This is a genomic window from Streptomyces uncialis (genome assembly GCF_001905345.1).
Lineage (GTDB): Bacteria > Actinomycetota > Actinomycetes > Streptomycetales > Streptomycetaceae > Streptomyces > Streptomyces uncialis.
In genome coordinates this window covers 1244977-1262053 of the sequence record NZ_LFBV01000002.1, presented here as the reverse complement: position 1 = coordinate 1262053, position 17077 = coordinate 1244977, and the positions used below count along the sequence as shown (strand labels likewise).

General features: G+C 70.9%; 14 protein-coding genes, 2 tRNA genes and 4 pseudogenes. 9 read left to right on the top strand and 11 right to left on the bottom strand.

What is annotated here, in order from left to right:
* Positions 1-35 precede the first annotated feature (35 nt).
* Positions 36-329: a hypothetical protein gene (locus AB852_RS13665; RefSeq protein WP_073787433.1), complete on the bottom strand. Its 294-nt coding sequence runs from the start codon at positions 327-329 to the stop codon at positions 36-38.
* Positions 326-751, bottom strand: a complete 426-nt coding sequence (locus AB852_RS13660) for a hypothetical protein (RefSeq protein WP_143201225.1) — start codon at positions 749-751, stop codon at positions 326-328. Before AB852_RS13660 ends, AB852_RS13665 begins: the two co-directional genes overlap by 4 nt.
* A 317-nt stretch (positions 752-1068) precedes the next feature.
* Between AB852_RS13660 and AB852_RS13655 the strand changes: the two genes are divergently transcribed.
* From AB852_RS13655 to AB852_RS13645, 3 genes are read left to right on the top strand one after another with little or no spacing between them, the layout of a single operon-like run.
* Positions 1069-2238 carry a helix-turn-helix transcriptional regulator gene (locus tag AB852_RS13655; protein WP_073787429.1) on the top strand — a complete coding sequence of 390 codons (1170 nt, stop codon included), beginning with the start codon at positions 1069-1071 and terminating at the stop codon, positions 2236-2238.
* An 11-nt stretch (positions 2239-2249) separates the two neighbouring features.
* On the top strand, positions 2250-3026 hold the full coding sequence (locus tag AB852_RS13650; protein WP_073787427.1) for a 5-formyltetrahydrofolate cyclo-ligase: 777 nt from the start codon (positions 2250-2252) through the stop codon (positions 3024-3026).
* A gap of 44 nt (positions 3027-3070) precedes the next feature.
* Positions 3071-3388, top strand: coding sequence for a 4a-hydroxytetrahydrobiopterin dehydratase (locus tag AB852_RS13645; RefSeq protein WP_073787425.1), 318 nt, complete (start codon positions 3071-3073; stop codon positions 3386-3388).
* Between the two features lie 19 nt (positions 3389-3407).
* Here AB852_RS13645 and AB852_RS13640 read toward each other — a convergent pair whose 3' ends face one another.
* Positions 3408-4652, bottom strand: coding sequence for a helix-turn-helix domain-containing protein (locus AB852_RS13640; protein WP_073787423.1), 1245 nt, complete (start codon positions 4650-4652; stop codon positions 3408-3410).
* Positions 4653-4773: 121 nt separating this feature from the next.
* On the opposite strand from AB852_RS13640, the gene AB852_RS13635 reads away from it, so the two are divergent.
* Both AB852_RS13635 and AB852_RS13630 read left to right on the top strand, forming a co-directional pair.
* Positions 4774-5370 (top strand): hypothetical protein, encoded by a 597-nt coding sequence (locus tag AB852_RS13635; protein ID WP_073787888.1) that lies wholly within the window; start codon positions 4774-4776, stop codon positions 5368-5370.
* Between the two features lie 97 nt (positions 5371-5467).
* Positions 5468-5842, top strand: coding sequence for a hypothetical protein (locus AB852_RS13630; RefSeq protein WP_073787421.1), 375 nt, complete (start codon positions 5468-5470; stop codon positions 5840-5842).
* Between the two features lie 129 nt (positions 5843-5971).
* Here AB852_RS13630 and AB852_RS13625 read toward each other — a convergent pair whose 3' ends face one another.
* Complete coding sequence (locus AB852_RS13625; RefSeq protein WP_073787418.1) at positions 5972-6187, bottom strand: hypothetical protein; 216 nt, start codon at positions 6185-6187, stop codon at positions 5972-5974.
* 298 nt (positions 6188-6485) lie between these two features.
* Here AB852_RS13625 and AB852_RS13620 point away from each other — a divergent pair.
* A pseudogene (locus AB852_RS13620) lies at positions 6486-6935 on the top strand (MarR family winged helix-turn-helix transcriptional regulator); the annotation flags it as partial.
* A gap of 523 nt (positions 6936-7458) precedes the next feature.
* Positions 7459-8991: pseudogene (locus tag AB852_RS13615) on the top strand (MDR family MFS transporter); the annotation flags it as partial.
* Positions 8992-9127: 136 nt separating this feature from the next.
* On the opposite strand, the pseudogene AB852_RS40700 reads toward AB852_RS13615, so the two are convergent.
* From AB852_RS40700 to AB852_RS13590, 5 genes and pseudogenes are all read right to left on the bottom strand, one after another.
* Positions 9128-9667, bottom strand: a pseudogene (locus AB852_RS40700) (TetR/AcrR family transcriptional regulator C-terminal domain-containing protein); the annotation flags it as partial.
* A gap of 285 nt (positions 9668-9952) precedes the next feature.
* Positions 9953-10249: pseudogene (locus AB852_RS40695) on the bottom strand (TetR/AcrR family transcriptional regulator); the annotation flags it as partial.
* Between the two features lie 126 nt (positions 10250-10375).
* The gene (locus AB852_RS13600; protein ID WP_245876741.1) at positions 10376-12085 is read right to left on the bottom strand and encodes an MFS transporter; all 1710 of its coding nucleotides are present in this window, start codon (positions 12083-12085) and stop codon (positions 10376-10378) included.
* Between the two features lie 129 nt (positions 12086-12214).
* Positions 12215-12952, bottom strand: coding sequence for a response regulator transcription factor (locus AB852_RS13595; protein WP_073787416.1), 738 nt, complete (start codon positions 12950-12952; stop codon positions 12215-12217).
* Positions 12953-13131: 179 nt separating this feature from the next.
* Positions 13132-14211: a DUF2797 domain-containing protein gene (locus AB852_RS13590; protein WP_079184570.1), complete on the bottom strand. Its 1080-nt coding sequence runs from the start codon at positions 14209-14211 to the stop codon at positions 13132-13134.
* 115 nt (positions 14212-14326) lie between these two features.
* Between AB852_RS13590 and AB852_RS13585 the strand changes: the two genes are divergently transcribed.
* Complete coding sequence (locus AB852_RS13585) at positions 14327-15280, top strand: nuclease-related domain-containing protein (RefSeq protein WP_107499214.1); 954 nt, start codon at positions 14327-14329, stop codon at positions 15278-15280.
* 129 nt (positions 15281-15409) lie between these two features.
* On the opposite strand, the gene AB852_RS13580 is transcribed toward AB852_RS13585, so the two are convergent.
* Positions 15410-15482, bottom strand: a tRNA-Arg gene (locus AB852_RS13580).
* Between the two features lie 366 nt (positions 15483-15848).
* A tRNA-Ser gene (locus AB852_RS13575) sits at positions 15849-15939 on the bottom strand.
* Between the two features lie 474 nt (positions 15940-16413).
* Between AB852_RS13575 and AB852_RS13570 the strand changes: the two genes are divergently transcribed.
* A complete protein-coding gene (locus AB852_RS13570; RefSeq protein ID WP_073787410.1) occupies positions 16414-16857 on the top strand; it encodes an SSI family serine proteinase inhibitor in 444 nt (147 codons plus the stop codon).
* Positions 16858-17077: the final 220 nt, after the last annotated feature.

Below are 17077 nucleotides of genomic sequence, written 5' to 3'. Positions count from 1 at the left end.
CCGGGGACCCGGCCCCGGTGGGTACGGCGACGCCCTCAGGACGCGTCGCGTTCGGCGGTGCGCCACTCCTCGCGCAGGCGCCGTCCGGTCACACACTCCCCGGGCTCGTCGCTGAGGCATACGGCACAGGCCCCGAGGTGGGTCATCAGCTTTCCCCAGGCCGCGTGAAGGGCGGCCTGGCGAGTGCTGGACTCGTCCGGGCAGCGGGTATGCCGGTGCATCCGGGTCCCCGGCCCCGACATCGAGTGCCGCAGCAGCGTCTCGTACGGCTCTCCGGGCCCGATACCCCCGTCGCACCGGCAACAGATCACCCCGGCCGCCGCGCTCACGACCGCACCCCCACCGCGAGAGTCGCGCACCCCGCGAGCCGCGCCAGCGCCCGCAGCACGATCCCCAACCGCCGCTCCCCCAGCACCTCCACCTTCCACAACGGAACGAGCCGCGGGAACGCCGTTGCCAGCACCAGCGTCAGAAACGCGTCCTCCCCCTCGTCCAGCACCAGCACACACCGGTACCGCGCCTCGAACCTCGGCCAATGGCAGAACACGAAGGCGTCGTTCTCCACGACCAGCAGATCCCGCACATCCCCCCGCGCGAGGATGTCCCCCTCCTCGATCAACGCCGCCACAGCCGCCCGCTCACCGATGTCACGGTCATGGGCCCACGCGATGAGGCGGTCGGTCAGGAGTGGATGGACCGCAGCGGAGGTAGCTTCTCCCGCTGGTTCCGGAACAGCTGGACAGTGCTGCACGTCGGCTCCTTCGCTGACGGCCATGGCCCGGTCGGCATCACGCGGTCGCCCGGACGGTGGCCCCGGCTGGGGGTTGGAGGATTGACGGCCACACGCATTGCCCGATCTCAGCTGGCTTCCGGCAATCCGTCTTGATATTCCGAACGTTTCCAGAACCACCCGTGTGACCAGGCACAAGCGAAGCGGCAATGCCCGGCGAACACCACCGCAGAACGGTGGCAAGGATGACGCAGAAGTGTGGCGTTCGGCGGTCTCACCTGCACGGATGACGAATCGGGTTTAGCCTTTGGCATCCGCCGGTCGAAGGGGGTGAGGGCATGGCGAGCAAGCGGGTGCGCTTGTCCCAACGCCGCAAGTCAGCAGGCTTCACTCAAGAAAGTCTGGCTGCTCGTTTGGGCGTTGAACGGACGACGGTCATCCGTTGGGAGACGGCCGTGACTGAACCACAGCCACCCATACGTCCGAAGCTGGCAAGGCTGCTCGCAGTCACAGGCGACGAGTTGCAAGCCCTCCTGGACGACATCGTCATCGTCGGCGGACCGGGCCCGAGCGAGCGGATCGCTTACGCGATTGAACGCCCTTCAAGTGTCGATCTGATCGCCGTCGCCTATCTGCACGAACGCATCCGGCACCTGGATGAGTCCTATGACAAAGCTCCGTCCACGGGGCTACTCGGACCGGCCGGCCAACTGCACGGACAGGTGAGCTACCTGCGGCAGCATGCGGGCAATTCCCGAGTGAGACGGGCGCTGCTGGGGGCAGAGGCCGAATCAGCGACGCTGATGGGCCAACTCGTCTGGGATGTGAGTCAGCGGCGCGACCACGCCGGATCTGCCTACTACCTTGATGCAGCCATCCACGCCGCGCGACAGGTACGCGACCCGAACGCTGAGGCGCACGCCGTGCTGCGGAAGAGCTTCGTGGCTTTGTACGGTGAGAGGAATCCGGGCAAAGGTCTCGTGCTGGCCCAAGAGGCTGCGGCTGTCGCCCAGCTCGGCAGTCCGTCACTGCTGGGCCTGTCCCTGCTCCATATAGCTGAAGGGCAGGCCATGGCCGGAGACGCCAAGGGTTGCGAGGACTCGCTCAGGAAGGCCCGAGCTCAGTTCGACCGGGTGAATGAGGACGACCTGGCCGCAGACCGCTACACGGTGAACGAGTTCAATAGGCTGCGCGGGTCCTGCTATCTGCATCTGAACCTGCCGGAGCGGGCCGAACCCATTCTGTCCGCGACCGTGACTGCGCTGACCGCGAAGAGAAAGAGCCAAAGCATCGCGCTCGGCAACCTGACGCTCGCTCTCATCCGCCAGCGTAAGCTCGAAGAGGCAGCGGCAACCCTGCACCGGACCATCGACGCCGTGGAACTGACTCGTGGTGGAGGCGGTTTGAACCTGGCGTTCACGGCTGGCAGGGAACTGGGCGAATGGCGTTCGGAGCCATGGGTGCAAGACATCAACGACCGCTTGCTCGCCTTGATGACTGCTAGCTGAGTAGGAGGGGCATGACAAGCATCGACCGGCTCAAGCAACGTGTCCGCGAGCGGGCGTGGCATCGCTTGATGGACGGAGGCGGCGCGCCACCGGATTCGTTCGGCAAGATTCCTGGCTTCCACGGTGCGGAAGCGACGGCGGAACGTCTGGCCGGACTCGACGTGTGGCAACGGTCAACGGTCGTCAAGGCAAACCCCGACCGAGCGCAGTTGCCCGTACGGGTAAGGGCATTGGAGGACGGCAAACGTCTCTATATGGCCGTACCACGCATGGCTACGCTCGAACCGTTCTACCTGCTCGATCCCGACGCGCTCGGGCTTCCCGCTGAGGAAGCGGCCGGAAAGAGCGGAGCGGCCCAGCTGGCGCCTCGTGTCGGTGTCGAAGACATGGAACCCATCGACTTGGTGGTGTGTGGAAGCGTGGCCGTGAACCGGTCTGGAGCACGTATCGGCAAGGGGGCGGGATACTCCGACCTTGAGGTGGCGCTATTGATCGAGGCCGGCCTGGTAACGGAGCGGACCGTGATCATCGCACCAGTTCATCAACTCCAGGTGCTCGAAGAGGACATTCCCGAATCCGAGCACGATTTCTCCGTGGACTACATCGTCACACCTGACGAGGTGATCCGGTGCCCCGCTCCACGACGTCCGAGCGGCATCGTATGGTCCGATCTGACCCCCGAGAAGATCGCTGCCATTCCAGTGCTCGCGGCACGGCACGCACTTCATCGCTCCGAATCACCTGCGGTGCACCCGCAGAGCACGCTGCCGAACCTTCAGGGAAAGTGAGGGCACCCGCAGCCAACGTCGGGCCCACCAGAAGGGAACCGAGCGTGACGGACACTCCCGCACCGCTGACCGAGCGCGAGATCGCAGCAGCCCTGGATGGCGCTCCCGGCTGGCGTCGCGACGGGGACCACATCACCCGTGGCTACGGCATTCGCTATCACGGCGGCGTCGCCCTGATCGTGCATGTCGCCGACACGGAACGGCTGATCGGCCACCACGCGGACATCGACCTGCGCTGGGACCATGTGCGGTTCACGATCACGACTCACGACGCCGGGCACCGGCTCACCGCAGCGGACTTCGACCTCGCACGACGTATCGACGCGATCGCCACGGCCCACGGGGCCCAACCACTGGAATGACCGACAGATACGTGGACCCCTACTCCGGGCCGAAGAAGGCTGCCAAGTCACGGTGCTGCGGCGACAGTCGGGCTCGCTTGCTGGTTCTGATGATGTCGCGGAAGGTGTCGGCGGCCATCCGCTGGTGACGGAGCCATTCCGGGGTCTCGTTCCGCAGGGACCACAGGACGCCTGTGGCCTCGTCCAAGTGCCGCAGCATCACGTGCGCCTGGGCGACATCGAGCAGATGCCGGCGCATGAAGAGGCGCTCCTTCTTGTCCTTCGGCGCGGGCAGCCGTGCCGACAAGCCCAGGACCCGGTCGGGCCGACGTGCCACCAGCTGGTTCTCGATCCCCTGGAACGCGACCGTCCGCCAGTCGAACCGGCCCCAACTGGACGCCTCCACAGCCTGACCGCCACCGAGCGCCACACCTGCGGCCCGTCCGAGTCGCAGCATCTCGCGCGCCTCCTGGTCGCGGTTGTTCCGGGCCGCCGCCGCACTCGCGTGGACGAGCAGTTTGCCCCAGGCCCCGAGTGACGCTCCGGTGGCCTGGTAGATCCGGGGCTCCACGGCGTCGGCGGTGGCGATACTGACCTGCTCGGCCTCGTCAAGGCGGCCCTGGCGCATCAGCAGCCAGCCGAGTTGGTAGACGGCCCCGGCGACCGCGCCCTTGTCGTCCACATGCACCGCGTCCTGGACAGCGTCCCGCAGCGCGGTGTGCGCCAGGTCGTAGGCACGTACCTGGGTCAGATACCGTCCCGCCATCTGCAACACGTTCGACCTGAGCCGCAAGGCCTCGCCGTGCTGGGGAGCGCCCGCGAAGTGGTCGACCGCGTCATGGGCGGCCCGTACGAGGGAGGGCAGGAGTTCGGCCACGCGGCCGTAGTCGTCGCGGCGGTAGGCCAGGCCCATGTCCGTGGCGGTGGCACGGAGCCGGGTCAGGTCCGGCTCCGGGTCGGGGCTGCCCACCCGCAGGCACCCGGTGAAGGTCACGGCCGGGGCGAGGGCCTGCCGGAGCGGCATGAGGTCGATGTTGTCGTCGTCGGTCCGGGTCGAGGAGTGCGGACCGGCGGGCTCGAACAACCGCGAGGTACGGACCCCGAGGGCCCGGGCCAGCGCGTGATAGCTCTCCATCCGGGCGGTACCGCCCCGCTCCAGCTTCTTCACCACCCCCAGGCTCGTGCCCGCACGTTCGGCGAGCTGTTCCTGGGTCAGTCCGCGGCCGAGCCGCAGTTCCTTGAGGGTGTCACCCGAGGGCGCGGAATCGTCGGTGTGCTTGGGCATACTGACTCCCACATCGCATTGCTGACCCTTGCAATGTAAGCCCGGGACGACACGGTGGCGTATCCCTCGCGACGGGGTACACGTCTCGGTGACGCTCTTCATGTGCGAGAGGGGTCCGGCCATGCCATCTCCGCCAACGCCCACCGGGCCCGACCTCCGGTTCCGGCACCACGGTCACCAGGACGCGGCCTCGATCCGGGGTCTGCTGCTCGACGTCCACGACGAGGTGTACGCGGGGAGCGACGATCCGCTCGCGGGGCGGGAGGCGTTCGCGGGCTTCGTGGACCACTGGTCCGCGCGCAAGGACTTCGCCTGCGTGACCGCCCACGACGGGGATCAGCCGGTCGGCTACGCGTACGGAGCGCCCCTCGGTCCCGGCACCCGCTGGTGGGCCAAGGTGACCCCGGCCCTTCCCGACGGCTTCACCGCCGAGTCGGGCGCCCGGACCTTCGCCCTGTCGGAACTGATGGTCCGCGCCCCCTGGCGCGGCACCGGGACGGCCGTCCGCATCCACGACACCCTGCTCGCGGACCGCCGCGAACAACGCGTCACCCTGCTCGTCCACCAGGCGCACGTCCGAGTCCACGACCTGTACCGGACCTGGGGCTACGAGACTGTCGGAAGCGTCGTCCCGTTCGAAGGCGCTCCCGATCTCCACGCCATGGTCCGGCCTGTCCGTCCACACAGCTCGGGTGCCGATCGACCTGACTCGGGTTGAGCGTGCGTTGTCGATCCGCTCGCGGGGTAGGGGCATTCGGAGAGGCGCGTGCGGGTGCTCGGAGCGCTGTCCGCGATGCGGCTGGTATTACTGGGGGATGCAGGAAGAAGCCGCGCAATCTGCGATCGACACGTTCATCTCTGCGTTCAACGCCTCGGACGACAGCTACGTGACTGCCCTGTTGTCCCAGGCTCTGACCTCGGACGTCATCCTCTGGGGGCCGTTGGGGCGCAGCGAGGGGATCGAGGCGGTCGAGCGCTTCGTGCTGGACATCCGGCGGCATCCGGCGGGAGCCGGTTCCATGGTCCGTTGTTCGGGGGTGGACATGCCTGACGAATGGGCCCGGTACCGGTGGGCCTTCACGACACCGGACCAGGGGCCGCGCCTCGCGGGGACGGACATCGTCCACCTGCGGCGCAATCTCATCGACCAGATCATCGTCTTCGCCGGGGACGTCCAGCCCGTTTCCTGAACGCTCGGCGGACAGTGGGCGTACGCGGAACCCGGCCTCACGGACCCCGCCCGGGCTACCCGTACCTGGCGGAACCGGACCGGCGGACCGTCGCAACGTCCCGCCGGGGTCCGGTGGTTGCCGTAACCGTCAGCCGAGGGCGAGCCAGGCGACGCTCGCGACGATCACGATCGCGGCGATGACGCCGATGATCAGGCCGATCCGGGGACCGGAGGACGCGGGGGTGCCGTGTGCCGAAGCCTGGGGGGTGCCGCCCTCGTCGACGAAGGCGCGGAACATCTGGGTGTTGCCCGCGGGGTCGTGACCGCCCTGAGGGCCTTGCGGGGCTTGGGGGTTCTGTGCCATGTGGCAGGACACTAGCCGAATTGGAGCGGCGCCCCCAAGAGCGGGGTACGGGGACGACCCTCGGAACACCCTTCCGTACGGTCGCGGCTCCCGTTCCGCACCCGCAGGGGACACCCGGCCGTACCGGGCCGGATTCCGTCCCGTCGCCCCATGATGCCCGGAAACCCGCTTCCACCTGCGGTTTTACCGGTCCCACCCGGCACATTTGCCAGGTTTTTAAGGGCTCCGACCCCATTTAGCTTGCCTTCGGCAACCAACGATCCCTTATGGTTGCTCTAAGCAACAAACAGGAGGGGTCATGGCCGCGCGTGCCAGATTCGGGGAGCTGGCCCGGCAGCTCAGTGCCGTGGGAGCCGTGAACCGGGGGCTCGCGCGGGCGCTGCCCGCCGAGTGTCCCGCCGGGGCGGCGGCCGTCCTGCACACACTGGACCGGCACGGCGAGATGCGGATCAGCAAGCTCGCCGAACTGCTCACCGTGGACATGTCCGTGACCAGTCGTCATGTCGCCCATGTCACCGACCGGGGCTGGGTGGACCGTTCGCCCGACCCGGACGACAAACGGTCCCGCATCCTGCGGCTGACGCCGTCCGGCAAGGTCCAGCTCAACGAACTGGCCGAACGCTACTCGGGGGCGCTCGCGCACTATCTGGACGGCTGGTCGGACGACGAGATCGGCCAGCTCACCGTCCTGCTGACCCGGCTGCGCGGGGAGTTCGGGGACTGCCGCGCGCCCTCCGGCCGGCACCCCTACCCCCGGTCCCGGCCCGCGTCTGCGCCGACGTTCACCGGAACCGCCCCGGTCCCGGACGGCACCGCCCCGGTTCCAGGCGGCACGGCTCCGGTCCCAGGCCACGTGCCTCCCGCCGGGGCCCTCGCCGATCCCTTCGCCGGGACCCCCGCCCCGGCGCCCGGCTGACCCCGGACCCAAGCCGTACGTACCTGGCCCCGTACCCGTACCCGTAGCGGTGCGGGTGTCGACGGACCCGCACCCACCACCTCCCGCACCCGCGCACCCGCGAACCCGGCGGACGTGACGAGCGGAGCGGCGGGGTGGCGGGGCGGACATCCCGCCCGCCGTCACCGCCCCGCCGTCACCGCCCCACCGTCACCGCAGACCGCTCCGGGCCGGAGCGCCCGGCGGAACCAGTACGAACCAGAGGAATCAGAGGAAGAGGACGACCATGGCAACTTCCACACCGCCCGAGGTGCGGGGCAGCGGTGCCGAGGGAGCCGGTGCGTCCGGGCCCGGTACGGACGACGGCACGCCGCAGATGACCCACCGGCAGATCATGGAGGCCCTGTCCGGCCTGATGCTCGGGATGTTCGTCGCGATCCTCTCCTCGACCATCGTCACCAACGCGCTGCCGGAGATCATCGGGGACCTCGGCGGCGGCCAGAGCGCGTACACCTGGGTCGTCACGGCCGCGCTGCTCGCGATGACCGCGACGACCCCGCTGTGGGGCAAGCTCGCCGACCAGTTCTCCAAGAAGCTGCTGGTCCAGATAGCCCTGGTCATCTATGTCGCCGGTTCGGTGGTGGCCGGGCTCGCGCAGAGTCCCGGGATGCTGATCGCCTGCCGGGTGGTGCAGGGCATCGGGGTGGGCGGACTGTCCGCGCTCGCGCAGATCGTGATGGCCGCGATGATCTCCCCGCGTGAACGCGGCCGGTACAGCGGCTACCTGGGCGCGAACTTCGCCGTGGCGACGGTCGGCGGGCCGCTGCTCGGCGGGGTCATCACGGACACCTCGTGGCTCGGCTGGCGCTGGTGCTTCTACGTCGGGGTGCCGTTCGCGCTGCTCGCGCTGGTGCTGCTCCAGAAGACGCTCAAGCTGCCCGTGGTCAAGCGGCCGGTCAAGGTCGACTGGACCGGGGCGTTCCTCGTCTCGGCCGCCGTATGCCTGCTGCTGGTGTGGGTGACCTTCGCCGGTGACAAGTACGCGTGGCTGTCCTGGCAGACGTACGCGATGGTCGCGGGCTCGCTGCTGCTGGGCGCGCTGTTCGTGTACGTGGAGTCGCGGGCGGCCGAGCCGATCATCCCGCTGCGGCTGTTCCGCAACCGGACGATCACCCTGGCCTCGCTCGCGTCCCTGTTCGTGGGCGTCACGATGTTCTCCGCGACGGTCTTCTTCAGCCAGTACTTCCAGCTCTCGCGGGGCGAGTCACCGACGATGTCGGGGGTGCTGACGATCCCGCTGATCGCCGGACTGTTCGTGTCCTCCACCGCGTCCGGGCTCATCATCACCCGTACCGGGAAGTGGAAGGCGTGGCTCGTCACGGGCGGCGTGCTGGTGACGGCCGGGCTCGGGCTGCTGGGCGGCATCCGGCACGACACCGAGTACTGGCACATCGCCCTGTACATGGTGCTGATGGGCCTCGGCATCGGGATGATGATGCAGAACCTCGTGCTGTGCACCCAGAACCAGGTGGACTCGGCGGACCTGGGGGCCGCGAGTTCCGTGGTGACGTTCTTCCGGTCGCTGGGCGGTGCCGTCGGCGTCTCGGCGCTCGGCGCGGTCATGGCCACCCGGATCAACGGGTACGTCGAGGACGGGCTCACCGCGCTCGGCCCGGCGGGCGCCCGGTTCGGGGACGGCGGGGCGGGGAGCGGGGCCATCCCGGACCTGGACACCCTGCCCGGACCGCTGCGGGGCGTGGTCGAGAGCGCCTACGGGCACGGGATAGCGGACGTGTTCCTGGTGTCGGCCCCGCTGGCCGCGGTGGCGTTCCTCATCACGCTGTTCATCAAGGAGGTGCCGTTGCGGGGGCGCGCACCGGTGGCACGCGAGGTGAGCGGTCCCGCCGCGCGCTGATTTCGGCGCCCGCCCTTACGTTCACCTGGCGGAACGTGGGATTCGCCCGGCGGGACGCGGGGATTCGCCGCCCGTGCCCGCACCCGGCCCCATCCCCGTACCCGCGCCCGTACTGGTACCCGCGCCCGTGTCACCCGGCGGGACGCGACGGCGCGGTACCGGTCCCCGTAGTCGTACTCGTACTCGTACCGGCTTCCGCGCCCCGGGCGACCATCGTCTCGATGCCGGCGATCAGCAGTTCCAGCGCGAAGGCGTACTCCCGCTCCCGCATCTCCTCGACGGTGTCGCCGCCGCGTGCCGCCATGAGGTCGGACGCCTCACCGACCGTCTGGGCCACCGCGGGGGACATGGCGACCGCGCTCATCGCCTCCTGGAAGTACGCGTCCTGGCTCATGCCCGCCTCCCGGCACCGCTGGAGGAACTGGCCCTCGATCGTCCCGAAGCCGTAGACGAACTGGAAGACGGCGGAGAGCGCCCCCATCTGCTCGTGCGCGGCGAGCCCCGTGCGGCGGATGATCCGCTGGGCGGTGAGGGAGAAGTTCAGCGAGTGCGGGCCGACGTTGAGGAAGGTCCCGGCGAGCGGGGAGATCCACGGGTGCCGGACGAGCAGGTTCCGCAGCTCCCGCGCGAGGCTGCGCAGCATGTCCCGCCAGTCGGCGTCGGGGTGGGGGGCGGTGGCGGTGCCGGTTTGGGTGCCGGTAGCGGTTTGGGTGGCGGTGGCGTCGTTCCCGATGCCGTCGCTGTTGCCGACCCCGGCTCCGACCCCGGCTCCGGCTCCGGGCTCGTTCCCGTACCCGTACCCGTACCCGTCCTCGTCCCCGGGCCCCGGTTCCCCGGGGGCGGCGACCGCGCCCACGGGGCCCACCGCGCCGCCGAAGGTCCCCGCGTCGAAGGTCCCCGCGAGCGGCGAACCGGGGCCGCGGCCCCGGGCCTCGCCGCCCGGGAGCGACAGCTCCGGCAGCCGCAGTTCCCCGAAGGCCCTGTCGAGGGCCAGTTCCAGCAGGTCGTCCTTGGTGTCGACGTACCAGTACACGGACATCGCGGTGACGTTCAGCTCGGCGGCGAGCCTGCGCATCGAGAACTTGGCGAGCCCCTCCGCGTCGAGCAGTTCGACCGTGGTCCGGATGATGACGTCACGGTCGAGCCCGGACGGGTGGGCGCTGCGGCGGGCCGAGGCGCCGCGGGGCGACCCGTCCGCCAGCCAGACGCTGGACCGTCCAGGGCGTCGGGACCTGTCGGCCGGCCTCACCATCGTGTACCTCTTCCCGTCCTCCGGGCCGTACGGACCAGCACCGTCATCGCTCGTCCACCGCCCACCCGTCCCGCTCATCACGTCCTGCGGCATCTCGTACCGCTTGTCCGCATGCTAAGCCGGAGCTCAGGGGGCCTGGGCCGCCCCTCCCTCACGTGCGGCCCCATCGGTCCCCGGCGCGGTGCCGACGCCGGTGCCCGTACCCGCCGGGGCCCCCGTACCCGTACCCGTACCCGTCGAGGTGCCCGCCGGGGTGGCCGTACCGGTGGAGGTGGTCCGGCCGGTCCCCGTACCGCCGGCCGGTCCGGGCGACGCGTCCGTGGCCGCCGGGGCGGACACCAAGGAGTCTGCCCGCTCCGCACGCCTCAGCAACGCCGCCGCGAGGAGTCCTCCGAACAGCACCCAGGCCGCGCCCACGAGCTGGCTGGTGGCCAGCCCGGACGCGAACGCGTCCGCGATCCGCTCCCGCTCCGCCTGCGAACCGGCGGCGGCGAGCGCGGCCGGGAGCGACGCCGCCGACACGGCGACGAGCGCGAAGAAACGGGAGCTGAGGACGGCGCCGAGGACGGCGACACCGAGTCCGGTGCCGAACTCCGCCAGGGTGCCGTTGATCCCCGCTCCGACGCCCGCCTTCTCCTGCGGGATCGCGCTCATGATGGCGTTGGCCATCGCGGGCGCCGCGACCGCGATACCCGCGCCCATCATCACCAGCCCGAGGAACATGCCCCCGTACGTGCCGTCCGTGCCGCCGGACAGCAGCGCGATCGCGGCGAGCCCGCCGGACAGCAGACTCATACCGGTGGCGATGGCACCCGGCGTACCGAGCTTGACGACCATGCGCGCGCCGAGCCCGGCGAGGTTGAGCACGACCACGGTCAGCGCGAGCGGCGCGGTCCGCACCCCGGCCTCCAGCGGTCCGTACCCGAGGACGAACTGGAGGTGCTGGGTCAGCAGGTACAGCGAGCCGCCCATCCCGAACGCGACGAAGACCGCACCGGCGACCGCGCCGACGAAACGCCGGTCACGGAAGAAGTGCATGTCCAGCATCGGGTGCGGGATGCGCAGCTCCCACAGCACGAACAGCCCCAGCACCAGCACACCGACGGCGGCCGGGACGAGCACCTGACCGGAGGTCCAGCCGTGATCGGGGCCGGAGATGATCGCGTAGACGACGGCGGTCATACCGATCGTCGACAGGACCGCCCCGACGAGATCGGGCCGGTCGCCCCTCGGGTCCTTCGACTCCGGCACCATCCGCACCACGGCGACCAGCGCGACCAGGGCCACCGGGATGTTGATCAGGAAGATCGCGCCCCACCAGAAGTGGTCGAGCATGATGCCGCCGATCAGCGGTCCGGAGGCGAACCCGAGGGAGTTCACGGTCGACCAGAGCGCGATCGCCTTCACCCGCTCGTCCTTGTCGAAGACCTGCACGACGACGGCGAGCGTGGTCGTCATCAGCAGCGCCCCGCCGACACCCATCCCGGCGCGCGCGGCGATGAGCTGCCCCGAGCTCTGCGCGAGCCCGGCCGCGAGGGAGCCGATACCGAACAGCACGAGTCCCGCCGCGAGCAGTTTCTTGCGCCCGTACCGGTCGGCGGCGCTGCCCGCGGTGAGCAGCAGCCCGGACTGCACCAGCGAGTAGGCGTTGATCATCCACTGGATGTCCGAGCTGGACGCGTCCAGCTCCCGGGTGAGCGAGGGGATCGCGACGTTCAGCACGGTGTTGTCCAGCAACACCGTGAGCTGGGCCACGAGGATCACCCCGAGAATCAGCCAGCGCCGTGGATGTCCCTGTGCTTCCCGGCCCCCCGAATCCACGGCCATGGCTGCCATACCCACTCCTTCTACGGTGCACGTCAACGATCGACGTACACCGTAGAGGAGTCCCTATACGACGTACAATCAGTTATCCGGGCGCCGCGCGGGCGGGTCGCGGGGAGGGGTTCTTCGGCGTGCGGGCGTTCAGACCGTCGCGGCCGGTTTGATCAGATATCCGGCGCCCCGCCGCGTGTGGATCATCGGCTCCCGTCCGGCGTCGATCTTCCGCCGCAGATACGAGATGTACAGCTCGACGACGTTCGCCCGGCCGCCGAAGTCGTAGCTCCAGACCCGGTCCAGGATCTGCGCCTTGCTGAGCACCCGGCGCGGGTTGCGCATCAGGAAGCGCAGCAGCTCGAACTCCGTGGCGGTGAGATGGACGGCGGTACCGCCCCGGACCACCTCATGGCTGTCCTCGTCCAGCGTCAGATCGCCCACGACCAGCAAGGACGCGCCGCGCCGGTCGAGCGTCCCGGCGCGCCGGATCAGCCCGCGCAGCCGGGCGACGACGTCTTCGAGTCCGAACGGTTTGGTGACGTGCTCGTCGCCCCCGGCCGTGAGTCCGGCGATCCGCTCCTCGACCCCGTCCTTGGCGGTGAGGAACAGCACCGGGACCCCGGGCAGATCGCGCCGCAGCCGGGTCAGCACATCGAGCCCGTCCATACCGGGCATCGCGAGGTCGAGGACGACCGCGTCGGGCCGGAACTCCCGGGCGGCCCGCACCGCTTCCGGCCCGTCGCCCGCGCTGCGGATGCTCCAGCCCTCGTAACGCATGGCCATCGACAGCAGTTCGGTGATCGTCGGTTCGTCGTCCACGACGAGTACCCGGACCGGAGTTCCGTCCGGCTTCAGCAGTTCCGTACGTCCTTGGGTCACGGTCATGACGAGAACCCTGGGCGAACGCTCTGAGAGAAAACTATCGGCAGCCTGTGAAACACCTGAGAATCACCGCCCCTGGTCAGGCCGTTGCCCGCAGGCCCGCCCGGCACCCCTGACCGGTACCCAAGCCCGACCGGTACCCGCGCCGGACCGGCAACCGCACCCTGCGTGACGCCCTCCCCTCAGAACAACCCGCCCTGCACGGCGGACACATCCCGCACGGGAACCGTCACCGCCCCGGCCCCGCCGTCCCCGCGCCCGCTCCGTCCCCCGTGGCCGGCCCCATCGGCGGCGGCATCCCCCATGTACTCCATCTCCCCCGAGTCCCGTACGAGTTCCCAGCCGCTCATCAGCCGACCGTCCAGCACGACGACCCGCCGCCCACCGGGACCGGGCCCACCGCCGGAACTCGCAGGGCCACTCCGCCCGGGGGCATCGGCCCGACCGCGGGCATCAGGCCGACCCGGGGCATCGGCCGACCCGGAGGGATCAGCCCACCCGTCCACCCGAAGGTGCAGGTCGGGACCGGCGGCCGCCACCAGCACCCCGCGTACGACGCCGCCGTCGCGCAGTTCGGTGACCACGGACGTGGCCGGCGGCAGCCCCGCCGTCGAGAACACCTCGCCGTGATCCACGACCGCGCAGCCGCCGGGCGTCCGCTCCAGCGACTCGGGCCATCCCGGCAGCGCCACGGCCACCCCGCGCAGCGCGCGCAGCTCCGCCGCCCGCACCTCCGGCCCGGGAAGATCGGCCCGTACGGCCCGCTTCCGGTCGTACGGGACCCGGTCCGGCACGCCGAGCGCGGCGCGCAGCAGTTCCTCGGCGCGGCGCGCGGCCATCAGCGGGCCCGTGCCGAGCCAGACGAAGGCGACGGCGCCCTGCTCCAGCAGCCGCGCCGGCCCCCGATCGGCCCGGGTGATCCCCACCTTGACCATCCCGCGCCCGAACCACGCGAGGTAGACGCGGTAGGGGCGGGGGTCGTCGGCGTAGGTATCGGCGGCGACGGACCGGGCGCGGTCCAGGCGCGCGCATTCCTCGCACCGGTCGCTGACGGCGCGCGCCCCGACCACGGCACCCACCGCGCACGGCACCTGGTTCCCGCCGCGCCACACCCCCGGGCATCTGCGCTCCCCGACGACCCGGAACCCCAGCGTCTCGCCGTAACGCAGCACGCGCTGCCGGGTCCGCCCGCCGTCCTGCCATCCCAGCAGGGGCGTTCCCGTGTCCCCGTCCCACCGCACCCCGGTGCACCGCCACGTCACCCTTCGAAAGTAACCCCCACCACTGACATCGGCCCCGGACGAGGCGGTCTTGTGACACCGCGCCGACCCTGTTGCGATAGCGGGGACAGCGCACGGCACGGCCGAGGGGGGTCCGGTGGCGGAGTTGAGGGTCAGCGCGTGGAAACGGTTCGGCCACGACCGGCTGTACGTGAACCTGCCGGACGGTACGTCGGTGGCCTGGCTGGACCGCAGGACGGGTTCCCTGACGGTCACCGATCCCCGCTACCACCAAGCGGCGCTGGCCGCCCTGCGCACCGCGCGGGCCGTCCCCCGTCCCACGGCCCCGCCGCCGAGGGCCCGTCCGAAGGCCCCGCCACGCAGGACCCCGACGGGGCCCGGCACCCCGTCCGCCTCACCCCCGGGACCGCTGTCGCCGGCCCCCGGCCGAGCTGTCCCGCCCCCGCCGGACTTCGCTCCGGCCCCGGTAGGCGTCCCGGCACCGGACCTGGCGGACAACCTGCCGGGCGCCACGCTGCGGGCGCGGCTGGAGCTGACGGGCCCGAGCCGCCTCGAACGCCTGCTGATCCTGTTACGGCTGCGCCCGGACCGGATGGCGAGCTGGCGGACCGGGCTGAAGGGCGAGCAGGTGGTGGGGGCCGAGCTGGGCCGGCTCGCGCGGCACGGCTGGCGGGTCATCCACTCGATCGAGCTGTCCCCGCACAACGACATGGACCATCTGCTGATCGGCCCGGGCGGCGTCTTCACGATCAACACGAAACGGCACCCCGGCAAGACGGTGTGGGTGGGCGACGACATGGCGCGGATCAACCACGGACCGCCCCGCCCCCACCCCCGCAACAGCCGTGCCGAGGCGGAACGGGCCCACCGCACCCTGCGACGGCACTGCGCGTTCCCGTTCGAGGTCCACCCGGTCCTGGTCTACGTGGACACCGAACCCCCGCGGGTCGCCCCCACCCAGCGCACGGTCCGCGTCTACCAGCCCCGCCAGCTGGCGTCCCTGGCCCCCCTGACCGGCACCCTCACCCCCGCCCAGATAACCCACCTCCACACCGTCGCCCGCCACCCCAGCACCTGGCAGCCCCGCTGACCACGGAGAACGACGACGGGGGCGCGGATCACCGTCACCGGCCCACGACCGACAGCCGGTGACGGCAGGCACCTGCACCAGGACAACGCAAAAGGGCCCCGGATGCTCTCCGGGACCCTCTCACTGCTGCGCACTCGGCAGGATTCGAACCTGCAACCTTCTGATCCGTAGTCAGATGCTCTATCCGTTAAGCTACGAGTGCTTGTGTTCTGTTGTGCTGTGTGCTTCCCCGTCCCGCTTTTCGGCCGGTCGGCGTTGCGGGAACAACATTACATGACCGGCGCCGTGAGGCGAAATCCATTCCGCATCGCTGACCTGACCTGCGGTTTTGTTGATTCTGACCGCAATCGACGGGGTGGGCGGCGAGCCGTCGCGCGGGGGCGTGGGAGCGGACGGGGCGGGTCGGTGCGGAAGGCTCCGCGCGACGGGCCGACAGGCCGACGGGTCCCGTCTCCGGTGGTCGGTGGTCGGCGGTCGGTCCCGGGCGCGTGGCGGATGTGCGCCAGGAGCGCCGGACCGTGGAATGCCTGAAGCCCCGACCGTGGGGCCGGGGCTTCAGGATCATGTGCGGAGGCGGAGGGATTTGAACCCTCGATGGGCTTTAAGACCCAAACCGCATTAGCAGTGCGGCGCCATAGACCGGACTAGGCGACGCCTCCCGCACAACCACCCGCGCGAGCGCGAACGGTGCGTGCAGATGATGACACAGCCCAGCGGGCTGTCACCAATCGCCCCCTACGGTACTAGGCGGCCCGGCCACAGGGCAAAGCACTTCGGACGCGCCACGGCGGAGCACGGGCGGGCGGGCCGGAAGGCGGACCGGAGAGCGGACCGGCGGAGCCGGCGGGAGAACCTGCCCGCGCCCCGACCGCGCCCCGCACCCGCCCCGTCCGCCGGTCCGGTCCGCACCCGCGACCGCACCCGGCCCATCCGCCGGTCGCGCCCGCACCCGCACCCGCACCCGCACCCGCCACCCCACCCACCTCCGCGCCCCGGAGCGACACCGGGCCGCTGCGACCGGCGGCGCGGCGGTCGGCGCCACCGCGGTCCGCAACCCCGTCCCGTCCCGCGCGTTAGACCGGGTGACCCGAACCGCCCCGGACCCCGTCCGCGCAGCCACCCAGGGACCTCGTATGCCGTCGTACCGTCTGCTCCGCTCCGTCTCCGCCGCCTTCGTCGCCCTGTCGGGGCTCGTCGCCGTGCCCGGTACGGCGTCCGCCCTCGACACCGTCCCCCTGCACCGCCTCCTCGGCGAACCCGACCGGCTCACGATCGCGGTGAGCGGCACCGACCGGGGGCTCGACGGGACGTACCGCCTCCGGTGCGGGCCCGCCGGGGGCACCCACCCGGAGGCCGAGGAGGCGTGCGAGCGGCTGACGAAGCTGTCGGAGGGGAACCGCGACCCGTTCGCCCCGCTGCCCGCGGACACCTTCTGCACGCTCCAGCACGGCGGGTCCGCCACCGCCCGGGTCACCGGCCACTGGCACGGCCGGCCCGTCGACGCGAAGTTCTCCCGCACCGACGGCTGCCAGATCCACCGCTGGGACGAGCTGGTGCCGGTCCTGCCCGTCGCGTGACCCCGCCCGGACCCGGCACCCGGCCGGATCGCGTCCGGCACGCGCCCGACGCGATCCGGCCGGGCCCCGAAGTGCCCTCGCGGCGGCCTTCCCTGGTCAGCCCGGGGGCACTTCGCGAGCGCCCGGAACCCGCACACCCTCCGCACGCCGACTCCCCCGCATCCGCCGTCGCGAGCGCAACCCAGGGCCGTAGACTCCCTCCCGTGACACGTCGCGTCCC

Bases quoted from the DNA above. Each gene is read 5' to 3' on its own strand.
- AB852_RS13655 (WP_073787429.1), top strand. From the start codon at position 1,069: ATGGCGAGCAAGCGGGTGCGCTTGTCCCAACGCCGCAAGTCAGCAGGC.
- AB852_RS13650 (WP_073787427.1), top strand. From the start codon at position 2,250: ATGACAAGCATCGACCGGCTCAAGCAACGTGTCCGCGAGCGGGCGTGG.
- AB852_RS13640 (WP_073787423.1), bottom strand. From the start codon at position 4,652: ATGCCCAAGCACACCGACGATTCCGCGCCCTCGGGTGACACCCTCAAG.
- AB852_RS13635 (WP_073787888.1), top strand. From the start codon at position 4,774: ATGCCATCTCCGCCAACGCCCACCGGGCCCGACCTCCGGTTCCGGCAC.
- AB852_RS13630 (WP_073787421.1), top strand. From the start codon at position 5,468: ATGCAGGAAGAAGCCGCGCAATCTGCGATCGACACGTTCATCTCTGCG.
- AB852_RS13625 (WP_073787418.1), bottom strand. From the start codon at position 6,187: ATGGCACAGAACCCCCAAGCCCCGCAAGGCCCTCAGGGCGGTCACGAC.
- AB852_RS13600 (WP_245876741.1), bottom strand. From the start codon at position 12,085: ATGGCAGCCATGGCCGTGGATTCGGGGGGCCGGGAAGCACAGGGACAT.
- AB852_RS13595 (WP_073787416.1), bottom strand. From the start codon at position 12,952: ATGACCGTGACCCAAGGACGTACGGAACTGCTGAAGCCGGACGGAACT.
- AB852_RS13570 (WP_073787410.1), top strand. From the start codon at position 16,414: ATGCCGTCGTACCGTCTGCTCCGCTCCGTCTCCGCCGCCTTCGTCGCC.